This window comes from Larkinella sp. C7 (assembly GCF_006149005.1).
Taxonomy (GTDB): domain Bacteria; phylum Bacteroidota; class Bacteroidia; order Cytophagales; family Spirosomataceae; genus Larkinella.
Window position 1 is genome coordinate 1 of sequence record NZ_VBSL01000032.1, and the last position, 24,289, is coordinate 24,289.

The 24,289-nt window shown below is 53.6% G+C and carries 24 protein-coding genes; 18 read left to right on the forward strand and 6 right to left on the reverse strand.

Annotation, left to right across the window (positions count from 1 at the left end; all coding sequences use genetic code 11):
• Positions 1-243: 243 nt before the first annotated feature.
• Entirely contained in the window at positions 244-915 is a 672-nt protein-coding gene (msrA, locus tag FH871_RS31075; protein ID WP_138995238.1) for a peptide-methionine (S)-S-oxide reductase MsrA, read from the forward strand.
• Between the two features lie 16 nt (positions 916-931).
• Here the strand turns inward: msrA and FH871_RS31080 are convergent, their stop codons facing one another.
• From FH871_RS31080 to FH871_RS31090, 3 genes are read right to left on the reverse strand one after another with little or no spacing between them, the layout of a single operon-like run.
• Entirely contained in the window at positions 932-1,786 is an 855-nt protein-coding gene (locus tag FH871_RS31080) for a C1 family peptidase (protein WP_138995218.1), read from the reverse strand.
• The gene (locus FH871_RS31085) at positions 1,783-2,568 is read right to left on the reverse strand and encodes a hypothetical protein (RefSeq protein WP_138995219.1); all 786 of its coding nucleotides are present in this window, start codon (positions 2,566-2,568) and stop codon (positions 1,783-1,785) included. Before FH871_RS31085 ends, FH871_RS31080 begins: the two co-directional genes overlap by 4 nt.
• 1 nt (position 2,569) lies before the next feature.
• Positions 2,570-3,253, reverse strand: coding sequence for an RNA polymerase sigma factor (locus FH871_RS31090; protein ID WP_138995220.1), 684 nt, complete (start codon positions 3,251-3,253; stop codon positions 2,570-2,572).
• 253 nt (positions 3,254-3,506) lie between these two features.
• On the opposite strand from FH871_RS31090, the gene FH871_RS31095 reads away from it, so the two are divergent.
• The 7 genes from FH871_RS31095 (at position 3,507) to FH871_RS31125 (ending at position 11,871) form a co-directional block, all read left to right on the forward strand.
• Complete coding sequence (locus FH871_RS31095) at positions 3,507-6,311, forward strand: metallophosphoesterase (protein ID WP_138995221.1); 2,805 nt, start codon at positions 3,507-3,509, stop codon at positions 6,309-6,311.
• A gap of 38 nt (positions 6,312-6,349) precedes the next feature.
• Entirely contained in the window at positions 6,350-7,408 is a 1,059-nt protein-coding gene (locus FH871_RS31100) for a hypothetical protein (RefSeq protein WP_138995222.1), read from the forward strand.
• A 69-nt stretch (positions 7,409-7,477) separates the two neighbouring features.
• Positions 7,478-7,930: a hypothetical protein gene (locus FH871_RS31105; RefSeq protein ID WP_138995223.1), complete on the forward strand. Its 453-nt coding sequence runs from the start codon at positions 7,478-7,480 to the stop codon at positions 7,928-7,930.
• A complete protein-coding gene (locus tag FH871_RS31110; RefSeq protein WP_138995224.1) occupies positions 7,927-8,370 on the forward strand; it encodes a hypothetical protein in 444 nt (147 codons plus the stop codon). Before FH871_RS31105 ends, FH871_RS31110 begins: the two co-directional genes overlap by 4 nt.
• An 87-nt stretch (positions 8,371-8,457) precedes the next feature.
• A complete protein-coding gene (locus FH871_RS31115; protein ID WP_138995225.1) occupies positions 8,458-8,889 on the forward strand; it encodes a curli production assembly/transport component CsgF in 432 nt (143 codons plus the stop codon).
• 42 nt (positions 8,890-8,931) lie between these two features.
• Entirely contained in the window at positions 8,932-10,329 is a 1,398-nt protein-coding gene (locus FH871_RS31120) for a CsgG/HfaB family protein (protein ID WP_138995226.1), read from the forward strand.
• Between the two features lie 63 nt (positions 10,330-10,392).
• Complete coding sequence (locus tag FH871_RS31125; protein WP_138995227.1) at positions 10,393-11,871, forward strand: carboxypeptidase regulatory-like domain-containing protein; 1,479 nt, start codon at positions 10,393-10,395, stop codon at positions 11,869-11,871.
• A 46-nt stretch (positions 11,872-11,917) separates the two neighbouring features.
• Here the strand turns inward: FH871_RS31125 and FH871_RS31130 are convergent, their stop codons facing one another.
• Positions 11,918-12,925, reverse strand: coding sequence for a hypothetical protein (locus tag FH871_RS31130; protein ID WP_138995228.1), 1,008 nt, complete (start codon positions 12,923-12,925; stop codon positions 11,918-11,920).
• Between the two features lie 178 nt (positions 12,926-13,103).
• Here FH871_RS31130 and FH871_RS31135 point away from each other — a divergent pair, with 178 nt between their 5' ends.
• The 7 genes from FH871_RS31135 to FH871_RS31165 all read left to right on the forward strand — a co-directional run bounded on the left by FH871_RS31135 (position 13,104) and on the right by FH871_RS31165 (position 19,023).
• Positions 13,104-13,493 carry a VOC family protein gene (locus FH871_RS31135; protein WP_138995229.1) on the forward strand — a complete coding sequence of 130 codons (390 nt, stop codon included), beginning with the start codon at positions 13,104-13,106 and terminating at the stop codon, positions 13,491-13,493.
• Between the two features lie 83 nt (positions 13,494-13,576).
• Positions 13,577-14,050, forward strand: coding sequence for a hypothetical protein (locus tag FH871_RS31140; RefSeq protein WP_138995230.1), 474 nt, complete (start codon positions 13,577-13,579; stop codon positions 14,048-14,050).
• A gap of 20 nt (positions 14,051-14,070) precedes the next feature.
• Positions 14,071-14,439: a hypothetical protein gene (locus tag FH871_RS31145; RefSeq protein WP_138995231.1), complete on the forward strand. Its 369-nt coding sequence runs from the start codon at positions 14,071-14,073 to the stop codon at positions 14,437-14,439.
• Between the two features lie 111 nt (positions 14,440-14,550).
• Positions 14,551-16,188 carry a glycosyltransferase family 39 protein gene (locus FH871_RS31150; protein ID WP_229317738.1) on the forward strand — a complete coding sequence of 546 codons (1,638 nt, stop codon included), beginning with the start codon at positions 14,551-14,553 and terminating at the stop codon, positions 16,186-16,188.
• Positions 16,189-16,234: 46 nt separating this feature from the next.
• Positions 16,235-17,179 carry a glycosyltransferase family 2 protein gene (locus FH871_RS31155; protein WP_138995232.1) on the forward strand — a complete coding sequence of 315 codons (945 nt, stop codon included), beginning with the start codon at positions 16,235-16,237 and terminating at the stop codon, positions 17,177-17,179.
• Between the two features lie 3 nt (positions 17,180-17,182).
• Positions 17,183-18,058: a lysylphosphatidylglycerol synthase transmembrane domain-containing protein gene (locus FH871_RS31160; RefSeq protein WP_138995233.1), complete on the forward strand. Its 876-nt coding sequence runs from the start codon at positions 17,183-17,185 to the stop codon at positions 18,056-18,058.
• Complete coding sequence (locus FH871_RS31165) at positions 18,055-19,023, forward strand: SDR family NAD(P)-dependent oxidoreductase (protein ID WP_138995234.1); 969 nt, start codon at positions 18,055-18,057, stop codon at positions 19,021-19,023. The genes FH871_RS31160 and FH871_RS31165 overlap by 4 nt, the downstream gene beginning before the upstream one ends.
• A 62-nt stretch (positions 19,024-19,085) precedes the next feature.
• On the opposite strand, the gene FH871_RS31170 is transcribed toward FH871_RS31165, so the two are convergent.
• Together FH871_RS31170 and FH871_RS31175 are read right to left on the reverse strand one after the other, a co-directional pair.
• Positions 19,086-20,159, reverse strand: coding sequence for a branched-chain amino acid aminotransferase (locus tag FH871_RS31170; protein WP_138995235.1), 1,074 nt, complete (start codon positions 20,157-20,159; stop codon positions 19,086-19,088).
• 166 nt (positions 20,160-20,325) lie between these two features.
• Positions 20,326-20,877: a cob(I)yrinic acid a,c-diamide adenosyltransferase gene (locus FH871_RS31175; RefSeq protein WP_138995236.1), complete on the reverse strand. Its 552-nt coding sequence runs from the start codon at positions 20,875-20,877 to the stop codon at positions 20,326-20,328.
• 143 nt (positions 20,878-21,020) lie between these two features.
• Between FH871_RS31175 and FH871_RS31180 the strand changes: the two genes are divergently transcribed.
• From FH871_RS31180 to tyrS, 3 genes are all read left to right on the forward strand, one after another.
• A complete protein-coding gene (locus FH871_RS31180; protein WP_138995237.1) occupies positions 21,021-21,530 on the forward strand; it encodes a hypothetical protein in 510 nt (169 codons plus the stop codon).
• Positions 21,517-22,737, forward strand: a complete 1,221-nt coding sequence (locus FH871_RS31185) for an S-adenosylmethionine:tRNA ribosyltransferase-isomerase (protein ID WP_306439260.1) — start codon at positions 21,517-21,519, stop codon at positions 22,735-22,737. The genes FH871_RS31180 and FH871_RS31185 overlap by 14 nt, the downstream gene beginning before the upstream one ends.
• 131 nt (positions 22,738-22,868) lie before the next feature.
• A complete protein-coding gene (gene tyrS, locus FH871_RS31190; RefSeq protein ID WP_138995241.1) occupies positions 22,869-24,155 on the forward strand; it encodes a tyrosine--tRNA ligase in 1,287 nt (428 codons plus the stop codon).
• Positions 24,156-24,289 lie beyond the last annotated feature (134 nt).

Genomic DNA, 24,289 nt, shown 5'->3' on the forward strand with positions numbered 1-24,289 from the left:
GCCACTGGGCAAGCAGGAGATGTTGAACAACCCGAACCTGAAACCACAGAATCCGGGGTATCCGAACTAATTTCCTGAATGATTTTTGCAGACTCCCCGATTGGCCAGGCCGGTCGGGGAGTTTTTGTTTTCAGGAAAGGCCAAGTTCAGGAGCCTGAACCTCAAAAAGCAACAAACCAGGGCCGGTTTGCGTTGTTCTTTGACTGGGGTAAAACCGTTACGGTGAATCCCTTTAATCGCATTATGATCATGAAAACCAGCCTGCTTTTAAGTGTATTTTTCTGTCTCTGGACGGTTAGTTCTCAGGCACAACTCCTGGGTACTACCCCGAATTTTGCCAAATTGCCATCCCTCCAGCCGGGCGAAGCCGTGGCTACTTTTGCCGGTGGTTGTTTCTGGGCGCAGGAAGAAGCCTTCGACCAGTTGAAGGGCGTGCGGGAAGTGATCTCGGGCTATTCGGGTGGGAACCTGAAAAATCCGACCTACGAGCAGGTCGGTACGGACGAAACCGGTCATGCCGAAACCGTCCAGGTGTATTACGACCCGAGCGTCATCAGTTACCGCGATCTGCTCACTGCGTTTTTTTCCAGCCACGATCCCACAACCCTCAACCGCCAGGGGCCGGATGTGGGTCGCGATTACCGATCCGTTGCGTTTTACCGAAACCCGGCCGAGAAAAAGGCCATTGAAGAAGCCATCCAGCAGGTCAACGAATCGAAGCATTATCCCAATAAAGTGGTGACGGAGGTGGTGCCGTTTTCGGTCTTTTATCCTGCCGAAACGTACCACCAGAATTACTGCAAACTACACCCCAATCAGCCTTATATCCGAAATGTGTCGTTGCCAAAAGTGGAGAAAATGCGGAAAGCGATGCCGGGCAAGCTGAAGAAAGAAGGCAAATACACGACTTCCTGATTGGGCTGAAACGGGTCTACAGCACCGCCGGTTTTTGCGGGTTGATCTTGTAGCCGTACCGCGTGAAACGAACCAGATCCCGGTAGCTGATCCAGCAGAATCCCCGGTCGGCCCAGCCTTTTCCAAAACTGTTTACGACCCGGAAAGCCCCGCCGTGCAAGGTGTCGTCGTAGCCGATAACGCACAAGGCGTGACCGTGGAGCCGCTTGTTGGCCGGGTCGTCACCAGGGGCGGGTTTCCAGACTTTCCCGGCAAAAAGGAAGGATGGTGGAACCACCATGCCAATAACCACCGGGCCATCGTCGGCCAGGGCTTTTTTCAGGCGGTAAATTTTCTTGTCGTCCGTTTCCTCAACATCAAAAAGCCGCTCATACCCATTGATCCGAAACCGGGCCGCGACGGCATCGACGGCTGCGGTTTTCTGTCCGCAGGCCGGATACGGAAAATTTTTGAAAGGCACCACCCCGACACTTTTCAGGATGTCGAAGGCTTTCGACAGGTAGATTCCTTCCGAACAGGCATAATCCCGTTCCGATTTGGCCTTTTCGTAGAGGTAACTGGGCGAAAAAGCGAGTTGATCCAGGGCGGTTTTGTTGGTAATCTGCTTTGCTTTGGTTGCCAGGATGGTGCGAAGGTAGTAGCCACAGGCAAACCCGACGCAGGTGCCGTAGCTACCCTGGGCCTGTACAGACGGGCAGTAGGCTTCGTAGGAAATGCGGACTGGCAATTTCTTTTTGGTGACAATTTCCTGATACGGAGCCGTTTCATATCCCGCATCATCGAGCAACAGGCCCGGATTGATCTCCGTTTGAGCCGCAGCCGGAAGGGACATCAACAGGCCCCAAAAACCGTGTATCCACCGGGTTTTCATGGGTTTTGTTGAATGTGTTCGATCAGTTCACGCGCTTCTTCCTGGTAGGGATGGCCGTTTTGACCGGCCAGTTGCCGGGCCACTTTCCGGGCTTCTTCCCTTTGTTGGGCTTTCAGATAGGCCAGTGCCAGATACCAGTGGGCGGAGGCACTCCAGTGGCCGGGTTTCCCCTGGCTGATCGATGTCAGTTGGTTGATAGCCAGCCGGGTATCACTTTGCTGCAAGGCATCGATGGCCTCGGTCAGACGGACAGAATCGGAGCGGGTCTGGGCCGACTCCGCGGGTGCGGCCACCCGATCCGGATCGATCGGTATGACGGGCTGCGGTTTGGGAACCGGAGAGAAATAGAGCTCGAACGACTTTTCATTCTGAGCCATCAATGCCTGTTTATCCGACCAGTTCTGAAATAAAGCCCAACTCAGGCCCGCCAGAAGAAGGACCGATGCAGCCGCCGAAAAATAAGACCAGTTCGTGCGGAGTTCAGTCCGACTGGTGGGTAGCGCAATGATGGGGGGTTCCGCTGGCTGCGATTCATCGGTTTCCGGTTTTAAGGCCACATCCTTCAATAAACCCCGCTTTTCCAGATCCGTGTGCAGCGTTTTGAAGCGCTGTTTTTGTGCCAGAAAAGCCAACCCCTGCTTGATTTCGCGTTGCGTTGCTACTTCCTGCCGGAGCGATTCGTCGTTCCGCATCCGGTTTTCGAAATTCGCTTTCTCAGCGGATGTCATGCGGTCGGACAGGTAAGCGCCAATCTGTTCGAGTACTTTTTCCGATAACTCCATGTTACTCCCTTTTATACTGCGTATACAAAGCCTTCATGCGCTGCGCACACCGGAACCGCTTGACTTTGGCGGAGTTTTCCTGCAATCCGATGCGGCTTCCGCACTCGCCCAGCGACTTTTCTTCGACGTAGAAGCAGTGCAACATGGTCCGGCAATCTTCGCCGACTTCCGCAAATGCCCGCCCGACGGCTTCCCAGTCTGTCTCAATATCTTCCCAAACGGCATCCCGCTCCGCCGGATTCTCCCGGTTTTCGTTCTCCGGGATGTCATCTCCCGACTTTTCCAGGTAGGTAGAAAGAAACGGATTGGGTTCATTCCAAACAAACTCGTCCTCCTCCGCAACGGCCTCTGTGCTGGCATCCAGCTTCCGAATTCGGTTCTTTTTCAGGAAGTTGACCCAGCGGTTCCTGCATACGGTGAAGACGTAGGCGGTTACGGCTTTTCCCTGAAAAACGTACTTCCCATTTTTTAATTTCAAGGCAAATTCGGCCAGCCCATCCTGTAATATATCCAGCGCATCGTCCGTCGAAATGGAACTCCGTTGACTGGCATACGGAATAAAAACTCTGTAGGAGCGGATATACAGACACTCCCAGGCCTGGGTCTGGTCGGCCAGCAGTGCCTCATAAAACGCCAGATTTTCCTGATCAAAGTGTGCACAGGGCGTATCCAAATCAGTTGCCATAAAAACCGGGCTTACGTCCTCACCGGGTTGACATAGGTAAGCAAAATCCTTGCAAAATCAATGAAATAGTTGGATTTATCTTAGGGGTTCGGCGCTGTTTGGGGATTTACCTCTGGGTTGATAGAATATCTGCCCGACCGGGTTGAGGTTATCAGAAGCCAGCATCAAATTATTCCCGAAACGCCTGTTAACCTCGCAACCGCTTCGATGATATACAGTCAGAAAATTGATCCGAATTCTAAAAACTGACTGTATGAAAACGTACTTACTATTCCTGACCGGGCTTTTTCTGCTTCTCTCCACGGAAAACCGCGTGAAGGCGCAAAGCAGTTCGCCGATGCTGGTGGCTCAGGGGGCCACCTGGAAGTATCTTGACAATGGCAGCGATCAGGGAACCGACTGGCGTTCGATTTGCTACGGCGATGGTACCTGGAAACAGGGCGTTACCCGCCTGAGTTACGGTGAGACTGGTGATCCCACGTCGCCCACGGCACCCAATTTTGTCAGCTACGGTCCGAGTGCTACCAGCAAGTACATCACCACCTATTTCCGCAAGAAAATCATGGTCGATGTAGCGCAGTATCCGGATGGCTATGAGTTGCGGGTGTTGCGTGACGACGGCATTGTGGTGTATATCAACGGGGCGGAGGTGCTGCGTGACAACATGCCTGCGGGTACCATTACGTCGAAAACCACAGCGTCTACCAGCCTGGGCGATGGCGAAGAGGCCATCTGGAAGAAGGTGACGCTTCCCAAAACCATCTTGAACAACGGAGAAAATACCCTTGCCGTCGAAGTCCACCAGTTCAGTTCGGGCAGCTCGGACATGGCATTCAACCTGGAACTGGTCGGAATTGGCGGAACCACGACGCCCACCCAACTGGTGCGGGGGCCGTACCTGCAAATGGGAACGCCAACCGGGATGACCCTGCGCTGGCGAACCAGTTCCTCCTCGATGGGGATGGTGCGGTATGGCTCTTCGCCGAGCAGTCTGACTCAGGTGACTTACGAAGCGGCCCAGGCTACCGACCACAGTGTCAGTCTGGCCAATCTGACGCCCAATACCAAATACTATTACTCAATTGGTGCGGCTGAAACGCCGACACTGGTTTTGCAGGGCACGTCGGACAACTTTTTCTTTACCGCTCCCACCACCGGAACCGCCAAGAAAACCCGCATCTGGGCGATGGGCGATTTTGGGGAAGGCACCCAGCGGCAACTCAAGGTGCGGGATGCGTTCATGAACCACGTGGGCAGCAACTACGTCGATTTGTGGTTCTGGCTGGGCGACAATGCCTATCCGGGCGGTTTGGATACGGAATACCAGAAAAACCTGTTCGATGTGTATAAGAATGATCGGATCATTAAGCAGACGCCTGCGTATGCCACACCTGGTAACCACGATTATGCCAACAACAACCTGACGAAAACCGAGCGTACCGACCACCGCATTGCCTATTTCGACGTGATGTCGCATTTCAAGAATGCGGAAGCAGGTGGGGTGGCTTCCGGGAAAGAGGAATACTATTCGTTCAATTTCGGGAACATCCACATCATCAGCCTGGATTCTTTCGGGTATGAACCGGGTCAGGGAACGACCATTTTTGGGGCCAACGGTCCGCAGATGAGCTGGCTGAAAAAAGATCTTGAAGCGATCAGGAACAATCCCGCCATTCAATGGACCATTGTTTTCTGGCACCACCCGCCGTATACCAAAGGCTCGCACGACTCGGACTCTCCGGCCAATCTGGCCAACGAACTGCGAGACATCCGCCAGCGGCTTTTGCCGGTTCTGGATCAGTATAAGGTGGATCTGGTTCTGAACGGCCACAGCCACGTCTACGAACGGTCGCGGCTGGTTCGCAACTATACCGGCACCGAAACGGAGTTCAATCCGGAGCTTCACAACGCCCCGGCTCTCAACAACGGCCAGTCGAGCGGACGGTATGACGGGTCGCCCAACTCCTGTTATTACTACAAAAGTTCAACGGCTCCGGTCAACGAAGGCATCGTTTACGTCGTCTGCGGAGCAAGTGGCGCAGGCATTGATCCGGGTTCGACAACCCGGGAGGGCTGGCCCCACAACGCCATGCAAACGTCCATCGAAACCGTGGGTGGGTCGATGTATCTGGAAGTGGAAGGCAAACGGCTCGACGCCAAATTCATCGCAGAAGACGGTCAGGTTCGGGATCAATTTACGATCATCAAGGATAATCAGCCTTCCCAAACGCTGATTGCGAGTGGCGCTACCTGGAAATACCTCGATAACGGGACCGATCCGGGAACCGTTTGGCGCACCGCTTCGTACAACGATGCTTCCTGGAAACAGGGCACAACCCGGCTGAGCTACGGCGAAGTTGGCGACCCGACGTCACCCACGGCCCCCAACTTTGTCAGCTACGGTCCCAGTGCCACCAACAAATACATCACGACGTATTTCCGAAAAAAGATCACCCTGACCGACGCATCGGTGTATAACGGGTTTGACATGCGGGTGTTGCGGGACGACGGCGTGGTGGTGTATGTCAATGGGAATGAGGTGCTTCGGAATAACATGCCCACCGGAGCCATTACATCGAAGACGACGGCTTTGGCCGGTTTGGGAGATGGGGAAGAAGCGATCTGGCAGACGATAACCTTGCCCAAAACGGCGTTTGTGAACGGCGAAAATGTCATCACGGCCGAAGTTCACCAGTTCAATGCGGGCAGCTCGGATATGTCTTTTAATCTGGAACTGATGGGAACCACTTGCGGGGCCGTGAACACCCCCGCCGGGAGTCGGGAGGCTTCCAGTGCTGCGGTTTCGCCCCCTCTGTCGGCCGAGGTAAAACCGGTAACCCTGTATCCGAATCCGACGACGGGCAAGGTGTTTCTCCATCCCGCGTTGCCGTTTCAGTCGTACACGCTGACTGATTTGCAGGGTAAAACCATCTGTGAAGTAACCCAGGCCGGTTTTCTTCCGGAAATCGATCTCTCTCCGCTGGCTCCCGGTATGTACCTGCTGATTAGTCAGGGGGAGGCCGGGATACGGAAGCCTATTCGAATCATTAAACAATAAAATAGTACTTCTTACTTCACTTTTATCCTTTAAAAACCATGAAAAAGCTCATTTTATCCTTCGCCACCGTCATTGCCGCCGGTGCTGCATTCGCTCAGTCCAATACGTTGTCGGTCAGCCAGACGGGCGATGGCAATAACGCACCGATTACCCAACAGGGAAACGGGAACAGCTTGTCAATCAGCCAGAACGGCAACGGAAATGGCGTCCCGGACTACGGTTCCATCAATCAGCAGGGAACCAGCAATGCCGGATCAATTTCTGTCAATGGGGATCAAAATCAGGTCGATTTCAACCAGACGGGCAACAGCAACCTGGGGACCATTTCGACAACGGGGAACGGAAATCAGGTCTACCTCTACAATCTCAGGGATGTTTATAGTGCTGGATCGCAGAATGAAGCGATCATCACGCAGGTTGGCGACAACAATGTGGGCGGGGCCGGTGATTTCGATGGCAGTGGTCCAAACCAGTCTTCGGTAACCCAAACCGGCAACAACAATGAGGGCTATGCCTTCTCGATGGGGTATCAGGGGAAGAACAACCGGACGACCGCGACTCAAACGGGAAACAGCAACTTTGCCTGGGCGGTCGTCAATTGGGGGCAAGGGTCGGACAATGAAATTAGTGTAACGCAGGTTGGCGATGGCAACGAGGGCAGCGCCCAGGCCATGTTCGGGAACAACAACCGGGCCTCGGTGACTCAAACCGGAAACGGGAACGTAGGCAGAGCCTCTATCGTAGGGGGGCATTTTAACGAGATCGATGTTGCGCAAACCGGCGACGACAACCACGCAGCGGTCGAACAGGCTTACGGGAGTCAGAACCGGGCCGGGATCACGCAGACGGGCAGCAGCAACGCGCTGGATTTGCTGCAAAACGGGTCGTCCAACACGGCTACGATTCTTCAGGATGGCAATGGCAATACGCTCACCGGTCTGGAATCGGCACCCCATCCCTACAATGGAGCCGGAGCGATTCAGGGGGGCAATGGCAACTCGCTGACGCTGACGCAGGGCGGAGACGGTAATATGGTCCGCTTCGGCCAGTTTGGTAGCAACAACACGGCTACGATTACGCAGGGACCTCAAAATTAAGGACTGAACCAGCCCGGAAGCGGTTTTCGGGCTGGTTCTTTATCTTCACAACACAACACTCCAAATTCCATGAAATGGCTTCTTTTCGTTCTGTTCAGCGGTTTTTCGCGCGGGGTTTCGGCCCAGTCGGAGGTGTTTTTCAACCAGCCGCTGGCGGAGAGGACCAGCGGCAGCCGGGGCCCTCAGGAGCTGATTCTGATCCAGGCGGGTCAATTGAACGAGCTGCAATACCGGGAAACAGGAAACAACAACCGGGTTCGGGTGCAGCAACAGGGGGCTCAAAACAGCCTGGATCTTGATCTTTCGGGGAACGACAACCAGTATTCCATCACACAAAAGGGAAACCAAAACCGCTTCCAGTGGGGGGCTGTTCAACAGGATGGCGATCTGCTCGAGGTGTTGCAGCGGGGCAACAGCAACCAGTTGATCCGGGAGGGGAGCGCCACGGCTGCGGGCGTTCCGATGCGGATCGAGCAAACCGGTGGTAGTCAACTCATCCTCCGAAACGGCTTTAAACCATGAAAAACGTTTTCCGAATTTCGACATTACTCATGCTGCTTTGGTTGCCCCTGGCGGGTTTTTCGCAGGAACCGGAAATCGAGCAGGCTGATTTAACCGGAGAACTGGTGGAAACCGCAATGGATGATTCCGAAAGCACTACCCTGATTCTGGACAATTCGCGGACCAAAGTGGGCAAAGATTTTTATGATCTGTTTTTTAAAAACTGGTCGAGCCAGCCGACGGTTGCCGATTCGTTGCCGGGTCGTCCGGTTTCTCCCGCGAATTCCGCCGATGAGGTGATCATTACCATCGAAGAAATTCCCTCGCCCGGTTCGGGTCATCTGATCCAAATCAGTATCGACGATCAGCCGGTTTGGCAGCAGTTCGTGCAGGCGCGGTATGACCTCCTCGAAATCGATGCCGCCCAGGCCGTTGCCGCTCTGCGGCCCCGTGGGTTGTAGCTACCCTTATTTTCTCCTTTTCGGCTGTTAACCTTTCGTACTTCCCGCTGATATACAATCAGAAATGCACCACATTCTGAATGGTATATGAAAAAGCTAGTTGTCATCTGCTGCTTGTTGCCGGGCTTCATCAGCATAAAATCGGTTCAGGCTCAGTCGCTTACGTATCAGCCCAAGAACCCCGCGTTCGGCGGAAACACCTTCAATTACCAATGGCTGCTCAGCTCGGCCCAGGCCCAGGATCAATTCAAAGATCCGGCCGCGACCAAAACCGCTGGCGGAGCGGCTTCCTTCAAACGCTCACCGGTCGAAGAAATGACCGAATCACTGCAACGGCAACTGATGAGCCGCATCACCCGCGATTTAATCGAAAAACAATTCGGCGAAGAAGGCCTGAAAGAAGGTACGTTTCAGTTTGGCGACATGCAGGTGGTGATCTCCAATTCGGCCGACGGCATTAACATTCGGGTCAACGATGGCAAAGGTGGTGAAAGCAACATCACCGTTCCCTACTTCTAATGCCCCTGAAAATCAGACATCAATCCTTCAATCCTCATCACCATGTTCCGATTTATACGCATACAGACAGGAATGGCACTGGTCGTTCTGGCAGCCCTCCAACTGCTGACGGGATGCAGTGCCTACCTGAACCAGCCCACCAAAACGCAGTCGGCCCGGTTGGGCGAAGAAACCACCATCACGGCGGAACTCCGCCAACTGCCCGCGCCCCGGGAGAAAATCGTGGCTGCCGTCTACAAATTCCGGGATCAGACCGGGCAGTACAAACCGTCGGAAACCGGGGCTAACTGGTCGACGGCGGTTTCGCAGGGAACCACCAACATCCTGTTGAAAGCGCTGGAAGAAAGTGGCTGGTTTGTGCCCATCGAACGCGAAAACATCAGCAATCTGCTCAATGAACGTAAAATCATCCGGTCGGGGATGGCGCAGTACAAAAACGAAGCAGACAATCTGCCCCCCCTGTTGTTTGCCGGGGTTATTCTGGAAGGCGGTATTGTGTCGTACGATGCCAACACGATTTCGGGCGGGGCGGGGCTGCGGTTTTTCGGAGCGGGCGGTTCGGGCCAGTACCGGCAGGATCGCGTCACGGTGTATCTGCGGGCAGTAGCCACCAAATCCGGGAAAATCCTGAAAACCGTCTACACCTCCAAAACCATCCTGTCACAGGCTGTCGATGGCGGGCTGTTCCGGTACGTGAGTTTCAAGCGGTTACTGGAAGCTGAAACCGGGTATGCCACCAACGAACCGTCGCAGATGGCGGTGACCGAAGCTGTCGAAAAAGCCGTGCAATCGTTGGTGCTGGAAGGCATTCGCGACAACCTCTGGGCGGTAGATGAAAAAGCGGTGGAGAAATCGGAGAAAATGCTGGCGGATTATGAGCACGAAAAAACCAGGATGAGCGAAAGCGATGTCTACGGCGCCCGCAATACCACCGAACCGTCGATGATCTCGTTTCATCCCTACGGGTCGGTCTGGCGGTACAAGGGCGATTTTGCCACCAGCGGAATTCAAACCGGGTTTGGGGTGGCTGCTGATGTGTATCTGAATAAATACCTGGGTTTTCAGATGAATGGGGGCCTTGGAACGCTTGCCAACAACCCGGCCATCACGTGTCGGCTCACGACGCTACAGGGCAATCTCATCTACCGCGCCCTGCCGTTTCGGAAAGTCACGCCTTTGCTGTACGCCGGTGCTGGTCTGGTATTATCCCGGTCGGAGGCATCGCCTTTCACCCTTCACGGAAAACGGTACGCCCTGCTGAACGGGGGTGTCGGCGTCGAATATGCGTTTAGTAAAACCGTCGGTTTTCGAACCACGCTGGACTACCAGCAACCCCTGACCGACGAACTGGACGAAACCCGCTCGGGCCGTTACTACGACTATTACCTGCGCGGCTCCATCGGCCTGACGTTTTACCTGAGCTGCCCCACCCGCCGGTAAATTTCGGCCGGTTTCGTAACATCTCATCAACGGTACACCCTCACTTTCTACTCTTTTCTTCCAATGAAACGCTTTACCTTCTATAGCCTGTTTGCCCTGTTGCTGGTTAGCCTCTGGGGATGCAACGAAGAAACGCTGGTCGAGCCAACCCAACAGGGCTCCGTCTATGGCCGGGTGAAATACAACACCAACGGAAAACTCGCGGGCCAGGTTTTGATCCGGCTGAGTCCATCGGGCCGAACGGCCGAAACCGATTCGAGCGGCTTGTTCCAATTCGATCAGGTGGCGGTGGGCCGGTATACGGTTCAGGCGTCGAAAACCGGGTACCGGGAAGAAGTAACGACGGTGGAGGCCACGCCCAACGTTCGAACCGAAGTGACGATGATGCTCTACGAAGGCCCGAACAAGGCCCCGTCGGCCCCGGCCTGGGTGAGCCCCGACAGCGGCAACGTCTGGCAAAAACCGACGGTGACGCTCAAATGGAAAGCCACCGACCCGGAAAACGACGGGCTGACCTACGAAATCAACCTCCTGAAAGGCGGGGTACTGAGTCAGAAATTTACCGGATTGAAAGCAGATTCGCTGGTGCTGACCGGTTTATCGTACGGAACGGCGTATTCCTGGCAGGTGATTGTGCGGGACGGTTTCAATACGGTTAACGGGGCGGTTTGGTCGTTCAATACCCACGCGTTTCCGAGCTTTTCGTACGTCTACGTCCGGCGGGTCGAAAACCGGTACCAGCTTTTTACCGCCAACGGAACCGGTGAAGCCATTCAACTCACCAGTTCCGGCAACAACTGGCGGCCCATTTTTAGTCCCAATCGCATGCAAATCGCGTTTCTTTCGAATGCCGAAACCGATGTCCACCTGTATCTGATGAACCGCGATGGCAGCAATGTGCGCCGGGTGACGAACGTGCCGGTTCGGGGATTGATGCCGCTTGATCTGTCGTTTTGCTGGTCGCCGGACGGGACGGAATTGCTCTACCCGTCAAACGACAAACTGTACGCCGTTCGCACCGACGGCACGGGTCTGCGGATGGTGTATCAGGCACCTACGGGGCGGTTTTTTGCCGGATGCGCCTGGACGTCGGCCACCAAACGGATCGCGGTTCGCACCACCTCGACCGGCAGTATATACGACAACCGCATTCTGCTGATGACGCTGGAAGGGAAGGACACGACGACGGTTTTTACGACGAAGAGCAACCGAATGAGCAGCCCGATTTTTTCCGTCGACGGACTCAGAATCCTGTACAGCCTGGACAAAAGCGGTTTTCAGGATGAGCAGGGCCGTCAGCTTGACGCCCGGATTTACACGATGGACGTCAAAACGAAGGGGATTGTGGATTTGTCGTCAACCACCGGCAAAACCGCCGGTACCAATGACCTGGAACCGCGCTTTTCGCCCAACGGAGCCAAAGTGGTGTTCACCTCGACCGACAACACCGGAACCGGCGAAGGCAAGGTCATGGTCATCGACACGGATGGAAAAAGCCGAACGTTGCTGATCGACCCGGCGGAAATGCTGTACTGGCGGTGAAGTCAGTACAGCATTTCAAAACGCCTTTGTCGGGATCAGAGGCCGGTTATTGGGGGCGGTCTACTTTAATTGAAATCGCACCCCAGTTCCCCCGGTTGGGCAATGTCAGTGAATTGCCGGATTGCGTATCGGGTGTAAACAGCAGTTTGGCCGAACCGGTCGCTTCGGCCGGAATCAACCCAAAGTAGGGGTAAATACCGGCGTAGCGACCCACAGCTTTCATCAGGAGGGAGGTTCCGTCTTTCATTTTGGTACTCAGGGTATAGCGACCCACGGGAACGTTCATAATGAGAACACTGGAGTTCTGAAAACTTATTTTTTTGTTGATCACGAACTTCTTGTTGGTGCCGTAGAGTCCCGGTCCGTCGGGGGTGAGGGTCACCTGAATTTCGGAGTTTTCGGGCAGGTAGTTCGGCGGATCGAAAATGCTCGTGGGGTCTCCGACATTGTAGGAAATATACAGACAGCCGCCCGCGTAGTTGGTCTGATCCCGGGGTTTCTGGCTCACCAGGTCTTTGTTGTAAACGCCGTAGGACAGCAGAACGAAATTCTTCACCAAGCCATCCACGGAGGGGAAACTCCCCAGTTTACCATCGGCCGCGTGTAAACTCATGACGGCTCTTCCTTCGCCGTAATCGATGGTGTACCCGGCGGCATAAAAGTCGGTGGCACCCCAGGGAATGGTAATTTCGTAATAGCCATTGGCGTCGGTTTCGTCGGAAGCCCCGGAATACGACCCGCCCACCGCCGTTGAGCGCACGCCGATGTAGGCTCCTTCCAGCGGTTTTCCACTCAAATCGGCCACATAGCCCCGTACGATTCCCGGTTTTACCTTTAGTGCCGGAAAGTTCGGCAGCCGGGGGGTGGTCGTTCCCATGACGTTCACGTAATCGTCGGCGGCATTGAGCGTAAAAGCGGCTTCGCCATTCACCACTGGCAAGGCGGGCTGATCCCCCCAGTTGGTCGTTTCGCCCCCGCCCCCCTCCACGTCGGCGGGGTCTTTCGAGCAGCCTGAAAGGAGCAGGGCCGCCATAAAAAATACTTTGTAATTCATCTAGTGGATTTGTTTACTGTTGAAACCGCAAAGCTACATTCAGGTACCCGCGTGACTTACTCCGCTTATGTCAAGCCACATTCTGATTATTTGAAATGCAGAAATGGAAGGGTAGAGGACGGTTTTGCCGGTAAAAGGAGAGATGTTTGCAACTTCACTCCCAAAGACCAATCAACTCATGAAACAGGAAATAACGCAGCTCGCCCTGGTCGTCGACGATTACGACGAAGCCATTCAGTTTTACACCCAAAAATTAAACTTCACGCTCATCGAAGACACGGTTTTGTCGGAGTCCAAACGCTGGGTCGTGGTAGCCCCGGCTGGTTCGACCGGCTGCCGGTTGTTGCTGGCGAAAGCCGCCAATGAATTACAAAAAAGCCGGGTTGGCAACCAGACCGGTGGCCGGGTTTTTTTATTCATGCACACCGACGATTTCTGGCGGGACTACAAACAACTGGTTGACAATCAGGTGGTATTTGTGCGCGACCCGGCAAAAGAAGCGTACGGAACAGTGGCGGTTTTTGAAGATTTATACGGTAATCTGTGGGATTTGATCGGTCCCGCTTAAGAGGGTTTGCGTTCGGTTTTCATAACCTTTTCCAGTCTTGGTTGTTATAGAATCGTGGTCTTTACAACCATCGATTCAACGGTATGGAAAAGGATAAAGATATCAACGAAGAAGACATTGCCGCGAAAGACAACCGCAACCGGTCGGGCCAGGAAAACTCGGCCAATGGGCAGGATGGCGTAGCGGTTCGCGGGGGTGAAGACGGGCGCAATGAGCGCGGAATCGGCAGCACGGACATGGACAGTGCCAATGGGGTGTTGCGCTTCAACGACCAGGATGACAACAATCCCAAAGACGATGTAACGGAAGAAGGGCAGAAAAGCATCGCCAGTTCACAAACCAATACATCGACGGTGGAAGTAACCACTTCCGGTCCCGATGATTATGCCTCGGCGGAGGAGGTTCCCACCCCCGAAGCACAGAAAGAAGCAAAAGAGCAGGACAAAACGGATACGAATGCGGGGTCGGAGCAAACTAAAATTGCCCGCGATCAGGAAAAGAAAGAGGAGGATGTGGCGCATACCGGCACATCGACAGATCACAAACCAGTGTATTAACCCATTAACTCAACCACGTTATGAGCCTTTCAAGCAAAGCACGGAAAGAAAGTACGGAATCATATGCCGCTCAGCAGATGCGCAACACCATGGGTGTAGCACCAGAACTGAGCCAGTTGTCAAAAACGGATCGGCCCGGTGTGGAACTGCCCTCGGAATCGCATCAGTCCAATGATGTTGAAATCGAGGACGTTATGCCGATTGATGATGAACCCAATCCGGTTCAGAATGACGCGAACCTCAATTCGGCCGATGTGTCGGACCAGGCGCTGAGCCGCGATGAAGACGGCGATCTGGCTGGTACAACCTGGAACAAAGACCGGGTGCCGGGTGCCGACTGGAACCGCGATACGGACAAGCCGGAGCAGGAGCAGTTGGGTCATTCCTAACCGACTGATTTGCATTTTTTAAAGCCCACGTCTCGTGGGCTTTTTTGTTGACCGGTTATTATTCCCGCTGGCTGGTGTCGGCAAATTCCAAATCCGCCCTACCTTTGCGGAATGCAAAGTCCTCTTTACCAGCGACCGGTTTTCTGGCAATGGCTCACGGTAGTGTTGCTGATTCCTGCTCTTTTTTCGTACTTGGGCTACCTGCCACTGGATACGGGAACAGACGAACCCCGCCGGGCGCTGGTGGCTCTGGAAATGATTTTGTCGGGCGATTACCTCACGCCGACCCTGAACGGCGAATTGTATTTTAATAAACCGCCCCTCTACAACTGGCTGATTGCGGCCTCTTTCCACCTCTTCGGCAATTACTCGTCGTTTGCCCTACGCTTCCCGATGGTGGTGTCGCTGTTGCTGTATGGCCTGACGATTTACGGGCTTGTCAAAAAACACCTCGGCTCCCGGATTGCCTTTGCAGCCGCGCTGATGCTCGTGACCAATACCCGGATATTATTGTATGATTCCATGTTGGGCCTGATCGACATCACGTTCTCGTGGCTGACCTACACGGCTTTCATTCTGGTGTATCATTTCGACCGGAAACGGAACTACTGGGCCTTGTTTCTGACCACCTACCTGATTACGGCCCTGGGTTTTATGATGAAAGGACTGCCGTCGCTGGTTTTTCAGGGACTGACGCTGGGAGCCTATTTTCTGTATACCAAACAATTCCGGAAGCTGTTCAGCCCGGCTCATTTTGCCGGAATCGGCCTTTTTCTGCTCATTGTCGGCAGTTACTACCTGGCGTATTTCGACCGCAATGCCATTGCTCCGGATAAGATCGTGTCGGTTTTGTTCGACGAAAGTGCCAAGCGAACGGTGGTGAAATTCGGCATCAAGGAGACGTTGCTCCACATGCTCACCTTTCCGTTCGAGATGCTCTATCATTACGCGCCCTGGATGTTGCTGGTGGTTCTGCTGTTTCGGAAAGGGGTTTTCAAACGGTTCCGGCAAACTACCGCCGAAAGTCAACCCAGTGAAAAACCGCTGATTACCGGACAACCTTTCATTCTGTTCAACGCCATCGTTTTTCTGGTAAACTTTGTGATTTACTGGTCTTCCCCGCAGGTGTACGCCCGGTATCTGCTCATGCTGCTGCCCCTGCTTTTCACGGTTTTTGCCTATGTCTATTACGAACGAACCGACCCAACCGACTGGCGACGCCGGGGCTGGGAGTACTTCATGGGTTTTGTACTGATCGTGGTCACCATCGGGGCCTGGGTGCCTTTTTTCCATCCGGATACGAAAGCCATACCGGGTTTGTGGTGGAAGTGCAGTGTGCTGTTTGGGGTGCTGGCATTCATCGTCTACCACTACATCCGGCAACCCGAACACCGGCTGATTATCCTGATTGCCTTTCTGGCGATGTTTCGGAACGGGTTCAACTGGCTGGTGATTCCGCCCCGGCTGGCCCACCGTCAGGCGTATAAAGATTCGTCGGAACGCATCGCCCGGCAGTCGCTCGGCAAAAACTTATACGGTTATAAACAGACCATCGGCAGCGACGGGCAGACCGACGTAAACAGTTTTCACATCGAGGTGGTGCGGGGCGAAATTCTGCGGAAAACCAATCAGAAGCTTCCCAATACGCTTTACATCGCCGATTCGGTCAGTTTAGGCCGGGAGTCGTACCAAACTCTTTCAGAATTTAACTTGTTCGACAGACATCCGGCCAAATTGGTCCGGTTTTAGTCCGTTCCGATTTTCGTACCGGAGCTTCCTCCGAAAATAACTTTGTATGCAACCGTACCTTTCCGTCGTAATCTGTGTCTACAATGAAGAAGGGAATATTTTTCCAATGATCGATCAGGTCGAGCGGGCGTTGATTGGTTATGATTTTGAGATCGTTTACGTCAACGATGGCTCTTCCGATCGTACGCTGGCTGAACTGAAAGCCGTTCACAACGACCGGCTGGTGGTGGTGGATTTGCAAACCAATTACGGCCAGAGTCTGGCTTTGGCCGCTGGCATCGATGTGGCGCGGGGTCAATACATCATTACGATGGACGGCGATTTGCAAAACGATCCCGCCGACATTCCGATGATGGTCAGGCTGGCCGAAGAAGGCGACTATGACCTGGTGGCCGGTATTCGGGCCAATCGGCAGGATGGAGCGTTATTGCGCAAGCTGCCGAGCCGCATTGCCAACTGGATCATCCGGCAGACGTCGGGCGTCCATCTGAAAGATTACGGTTGCGCCCTGAAAGTGTTCCGGTCCGATCTGGCCAAAAACCTGGGTCTCTACGGTGAGCTGCACCGGTTTATTCCCGTGTTGGCCCGGCTGGAAGGTGCCCGAATGACACAGACCGACGTGCAACACCACCCGCGCCGGATCGGTCAGTCAAAATACGGTCTTGGTCGGACGCTGAAAGTGGTCAGCGATTTGATTCTGATGCTGTTCATGAAAAAATACCTCCGCAAACCGATGCACCTCTTCGGCAACTGGGGCCTGATTTCACTGATGGTGGGGCTGTTGATCAATGGGTATCTGCTCATTCTGAAGCTGATGGGGAACGACATCTGGGGCCGTCCGCTGCTGATTCTTGGCACCATCCTGGTTTTGGCGGGTATTCAGTTGATTACGTTTGGGATCATGACCGAACTGCAAATGCGGACGTATTACGAATCACAGGATAAAAAGCCGTACAAAATTCGGCGAATTTATAAATCAGCCCTGGTTTGACGGATGCCAACGTACCTGAAAACGGCCCTGAAAATTGCTTTGTCGGCCTTGTCGTTGTGGCTGGTTTTCCGCAAGATTGAACCGGAACGGGTCTGGGACGTCATCTCAAGGGCGCAGGTAGGCTGGCTGGCGGTGGCAACGGTGCTATTTATTCTGTCGAAAGTGGCCTCCGCCGAGCGTTTGCGGGTGTTGTTTGCGCAGGTGGGGCTGCGGTTGCGCCGGTTGCCCAACCTGAAATTGTACTGGCTCGGCATGTATTACAATCTTTTTTTGCCGGGCGGTATTGGCGGAGATGGCTATAAAGTATACCTGTTGAACCGTCTGACCGGAACATCGGTTAAGGTACTGGTGGGCGCCACGCTGATCGACCGGTTGATTGGTCTTCTGCCGCTTTTGTATGCACTGGCGGTTTTTGTGGTGCTGGTTCCGGAAGTGTCGCTGTGGCTGGAATTTCAAATTGGCTGGTTGTGGTTGCTCGGAATTCCGGTGGCGCATTTTGCTGCCAAACGGCTTTTGAAGCAATTCATGCCGCAGTTTGCGCCGGCTTTTGAACGCTCGGTGGATTGGTCCGGTCTGGTTCAGGGGCTTCAGATGGTGCAGATTCTGACCTTGTTGCAGGCGGTCGATGCCCCGGGAAAGCCGGAAGCCTACGTGCTATTGTTTCTGGTTTCATCCATTGTCGCCACCATTCCGTTTACGATTGGCGGGGCCGGAGCGCGTGAACTGACGTTTTTACTGGGTGCCGAGGCTCTCGATGTGCCTGCCGATGCAGCGGTTTCGGTCAGTCTGTTGTTTTACATGATCACGGCGGTGGTATCGCTGGCGGGGCTTGTGTATAGTTTTCAATCATCTACCTTAACAAAGGATCTGAGTTCATGACCATCTTACTGACGGGCGGGGCGGGGTTTATTGGTTCAAATTTAGCCAAACAACTCCTGGAGGAAGGCCATCAGGTTATCTGTCTGGATAACCTGGATAGCTATTATGCCCCTGATATCAAATGGAAAAATGTTCAGCAAACGTTGAGCATTCCAGCGTACCACTTTCATCAGGGTGACATCCGGGATTCGGAACTGGTGAATACCTTATTTCAGACCTACGCTTTCGATGCGGTGATTCATTTAGCCGCCCGGGCGGGTGTCCGCCCGTCGGTACAGGATCCTGCGTTGTATTATGACGTGAACGTGAACGGTACGCTGACCTTGTTGCAGGCCATGCAGCGGTTTGGCGTAACGAAAATGGTATTCGCTTCATCTTCATCGGTTTACGGCGATTCACCACAGGTTCCTTTCACCGAAACCGATTCAGCCGATCGTCCTTTGTCGCCTTATGCAGCCTCCAAGCGGGCGGCCGAACTGCTGTGCCATACCTTCCATAATCTGTACGGTTTCGATATTTTTTGCCTGCGGTTTTTTACGGTCTATGGCCCGCTCCAGCGCCCCGAAATGGCCATCAGCCAGTTTACGGAAAGCATTCTGAATGGACAGGCCATCAACGTTTTCGGCGACGGTTCTACGGCCCGGGATTACACCTACGTCGATGATATTGTCAGCGGCATCATCCAGTCCCTGAAAAATCTGAAAGGCTACGAAGTGCTGAACATCGGCGGTTCCGATCCGATTTCGCTGGCCAATCTGATTCGTGTGATCGAACAGGCCTTGGGGAAAACCGCCCTTATCAACCGCCTGCCAATGCAACCCGGCGATGTGCAGCAAACGTATGCCGACATCAGAAAAGCCACTCAACTAATTGACTATCAGCCGTCGGTTCGGGTAGAAGACGGAATTCGGCGGTTCGTCGACTGGTTTCGCACCAGGCAGGATGCAGATTTGGTCATGAAGTAAAATAGAAAACCCCGACTCCTTTGCAGAAGCCGGGGTTTTCAAAAACCGTATACGATAGGTGGTTACACCACTTTGTGCATCCAGCCAAACGTATCTTCACTCCGGCCGGTCCGCAGGTCATTGAGGTAGGTAAAAATGCGGTGGGCCAGCGAATTTTCTTTCGGTACTTCGCTCAGCATATAGTCCTTGCCTTCGTACCCGATCAGCGAGTAGGGCGAAACCACCACGGCGGTTCCGGCACCAAATGCCTCGGTCAGGCTACCGTTTTCAATGCCTTCGATCACTTCCTGAATGGAAACTTTCCGTTCTTCGACCTCAATTCCCCAGCTTTTGACCACCTTCAGGATGCTGTCGCGGGTTACTCCCTTCAGAATTGAATCGGAGGTCGCCGGTGTTACCAGCTTGCCGTCGATGACAAACATGATGTTCATCGTTCCGGATTCTTCGATGTATTTGTGCTCGGTTGCATCCGTCCACATTAACTGGTCATAACCTGCCTGTTGCGCCAACAGGGTCGGATACATCGACCCGGCATAGTTGCCCGCACATTTGGCGTATCCAACGCCCCCTGGTGCCGAGCGAATGTACTCCGTTTCGACTTTGAGTTTCGGCGGTTTGGTATAATAGGCACCAACCGGACAGGTAAAAATGCAAAACCGGTAGGTTTTCGACGGTGCCACGCCCAGGAAGGTATCCGTACCGAACATGTAAGGCCGGATGTAGAGCGAGCTGTCGGTAGTCGTCGGAACCCACGCGGCATCGACCCGCAGCAGAGCTTCCAGGCCACCCATAAACACGTCTTCCGGAATCGTGGCCATGCACATCCGTTTGGCCGATTCGTTCATGCGTTTCCAGTTTTCGAGCGGCCGGAACAGCAACACTTCACCCTCTTCATTCTTGTAGGCTTTCATGCCTTCGAAAATCGACTGACCGTAGTGCAGAGACGATAGGGCCGGGCTGAGTGTGAAATCGTCGAACGGCACCACCTGTAGGTTTTGCCATTGTCCGTCTGCGTAATCCGCCACAAACATGTGGTCCGAAAAATGCTTGCCAAACGGCAGGTTGTTGAAGTCGACCTCCTCAATCCGGGAGCGTCCTGCTTTCCTTAGTGCGATGTTTACTAAGTCGGTAGTCATATTGGTAGGTGGCAAATCTGATCAACTAAAAAAGTCGTCAGCGGGTTGATAGTCAGCAAATGTATAGAAAACTTCAGCAAGTGTCCAGTAAAAATTAGTTGTTATGCTAATTATTTTTTTAGCGGTTTACCGGAAGCCTCGGTTGCGTTGACAAACGGCGGTATGATTACACGCGCGGCTTCCAGACCACCTCTTCCACGCCGAGTTCCTGCGTCATTTTTCGGCTCAAAACGAATAAATAATCCGACAGCCGGTTGAGGTACTGAATCACCAGGGGATCGACCGGTTTTTCGTCGTTCAGGGCAATCACCAGCCGTTCGGCCCGTCGGCAAACGGTACGGGCCAGGTGGCAGAACGAAACCGACTGATGGCCACCCGGCAGCACAAACGCCCGGAGTTCGGGCAGTTCGGCATCCATCTCGTCCATCGCTTTTTCGAGCAGGGTGACATCGGCTTCCAGTACCACCGGCAGCGGTTTTTTAAGGGTTTTCTCGGGATCGGTGGCCAGCTCGGAGCCGATCGTAAAGAGCCGGTCCTGAATTTCTTTCAGCAGGTCTTTCCGGCTTTCATTCACCGGCTGGTCGCGCACCAGGCCCACCACCGAGTTCAGTTCATCGACCGTTCCGTAGGCATCGATCCGGTGGTGGGCCTTGCTGACGCGACGGCCACCAATCAGCGAGGTCTGGCCCCGGTCACCGGTTTTGGTGTAAATTTTCATGGAATAACGAAATGCTGTTCCGCAAAGATGAGCAAAGGAACGCAGAGTTCGGCAAAGAACTTTAAAGCCGGGATTGGGAACACACCTCCCCAGCCCGTACCTTTGCGGCCCAAAGCCTGTAGTCAGGCGAATCGATCAACTTCATGAAAATTAGCAATTTTGCCATTCGTTTGTGGCGCCTGGCCTCCCTGGTGGGCTTCGGCACCCTCCTGATTTATACCTACGTTTCCCTTGAAACCAATGTCGCCGTGAGTTTCACACCCGACAGTCGCCCGGATGTGTTCATCAACCGGGATTATCTCTTCTACGGCTGCGTCGCCATTTTTCTGATCAATAATACGCTTATCAACACGCTCACCAAACTGTTTCCAAAAGCGTCCGGTACGGCTTTGCCCATTCCCAATCAACAGCTTTGGCTCGAACACCGGAGCCAGTTGAATGAGATTTTTCGCAATTGGTTCCACTGTCTGATGGCTGCCGTCAACACGGTGATGGCACTGGCGTTGTATGTGCTCGGTAAATTGAATACGCAACTGGGTTCGACCAATTTGAGCGGCCACCAGTGGTTGTTGCCCGCTTGCACGGCAATTATTGTGATCGTGATTGTTTCACTGCCCATTCGCCTGGCGATGAAACCTGTTGCTGAAGACTAAAATGGAGGAGTTGCAACTCAATGATTTTCAGTACGATCTTCCCGACGACCGCATCGCCCGGTTTCCGTTAGCGCAACGCGATCAGTCCAAATTGCTGGAATACCGTCAGGGAAAAATCACGCACCGGTCTTTTTTTGAATTACCGGATCTGCTACCGCAAAACAGCCTGTTGGTTTTCAACGATACGAAAGTCATCCCGGCCCGGCTGCATTTTCAACGGTCGACCGGTGCGGTTATTGAACTGTTTCTGCTTAATCCCGTTCCCGTCGACCGGCTGGTCTCGGAAGCCATGCAGGATAAAAACCGGAGCATCTGGCAGTGCATGATCGGCAACCGGAAACGCTGGAAACCGGACGAAGTGCTGACGAAGGAAATCCGGGTTGGCGACCACACCATAGTAGTACGGGCGCAATGGCACGATCCCGATCAATCGCACATCCGGTTTGAGTGGACGCCGGGCGACGAATCCTTTGCCACCATTCTCCACGAAACCGGCAAAATTCCGTTGCCGCCATATCTGAACCGCGACGTCACCGAGGCCGACAAAGAAACGTACCAGACCGTTTATTCCCGAATCGAAGGCGCGGTGGCAGCTCCAACGGCGGGTTTGCATTTTACACCGGAAACATTCGAACGACTCGTCCAAAAAGGCATCCAGACCAATTACCTGACGCTCCACGTCGGCGCCGGTACGTTTCAGCCGATTAAAACCACGGACGTTCGGCAACATGCGATGCATACCGAGCAGGTGGTGTATTCCCGACAGAACCTGGAAACTCTGGTGGCTCATACCGGGCCGGTTATTTCGGTTGGGACGACGTCGATGCGCTCGCTGGAAAGCCTGTACTGGTTCGGGCTGCGGTTGCTCAAAAATGAACCGGAACCGTTCCTGCTTGATCAGAAGTATGCTTATTCGTTTTCGGAAGATGAATTGCCGGAGAAGCATGAAGCGTTCCGGGCGGTTTTGGATCACCTTCAGCAAACGGAGCAAAATCAGGTTGTTGCCCATACCGGTATTTATTGCCTGCCGGGCTACCGGTTTCGGGTGGTCAACGGACTGGTGACCAATTTCCACCAACCCGGCTCCACACTAATTCTGTTGGTAGCTGCTTTCATCGGTGAAGCCTGGCGTACTATATATAGTGCCGCTCTGGAAAATGACTACCGGTTTTTAAGTTACGGCGACTCCTCGCTGCTTTTACCCTGAAATTGTATCTTTGCCCCGAAATGGATGACAGGATTTCGGGCCTTATTCCATAGAAGAGTGAATAGCTGATGGAGGCATTCTTGGTGACTGCGTCAGCTATTCACTCATTCACTCATTCACCATTGATAATGATCGACTTTATTGAAGAACTCCGCTGGCGGGGCATGTTGCAGGATATGATGCCCGGCACCGACGAACAACTCCGCAAAGAATCCACCGCCGGTTACATCGGTTTTGACCCTACGGCTGCGTCCTTGCACATCGGCAATTTGGCCACCATCATGTTGCTGGTGCATTTCCAGCGGGCCGGCCATAAACCGTTTGCCCTGGTGGGTGGGGCCACCGGGATGATCGGAGATCCATCGGGCCGGTCTACCGAGCGCGACTTCCTGTCCGAAGAAACCCTGCGACACAATCAGGAAGGGATTCGGGCGCAGCTGGCCCGGTTTCTGACCTTCGACAGCAGTGCCAATTCGGCCGAAATGGTCAACAACTACGACTGGTTCAGGGGCATCTCTTTTCTCGATTTTCTGCGGGAAGCCGGAACCCACCTGACGGTTAATTATATGGTTGCCAAAGACTCGGTAAAAAAACGTCTGGAAACCGGTCTTTCCTTTACGGAATTCTCTTATCAGTTACTACAGGGCTACGATTTCTACTGGCTCTACAAAAACAAAGGCGTCCGGCTTCAGATGGGCGGTTCCGATCAATGGGGCAACATCACCACCGGCACCGAACTGATCCGGCGCAAGGAAGGGCGTGAGGAATACCATGCTTTTGCGCTAACCACGCCCTTAATCACGAAGGCCGATGGAACCAAATTCGGGAAATCGGCGGGAGGTAACGTCTGGCTCGATCCCGCCATGACCTCGCCCTATCAGTTCTACCAGTTCTGGCTCAATGCGAACGACGCCGATTGTCCGCGACTGATTCGCGTTTTTACGCTCTTATCCCGCGAAGAAATCGAAGCCCTGGAACGGCAGCACGCCGAAGCGCCACATTTACGGATTTTGCAGAAAGCGATTGCCGAAGACGTCACCATCCGGGTTCATTCCCAAACCGGGTATGAACTGGCCGTAAAGGCGTCGGACGTATTATACGGGAAGGCCACGATCGATACCCTGCGAACGATTCAAGCTGATGAGTTTGACGTCATCTTTGAAGGTGTTCCGCAAACGCAGGTCACCCAAGCCGATTGGGAAGCCTGTAAGGACATTATCGAGCTTTTATCGGTCACCACGCAGGGAGAAATCTATGCCTCCAAGGGCGAGGCCCGGCGGGCATTGGCTCAAAATGCCGTTAGTATCAACAAGCAGAAGATAAATGACACCACGGTTTTGTCCGAACTGGAATGGTTGCAGGAGCGGTATTTGATCGTTTCTAAAGGCAAAAAGAACCATTTGATACAGCGGCTCTAACTATTTTCATTTTTTTTAAATAGGTAACTTCTTGAGAACGAAGGGTCTACTGCCAGTCTGAAAGAAGTTACCTATTTATTTTGTTTTAGGGTCTTGACAAAGGGGAAAATAATGCGGTACTTTGCAGTCCCAAA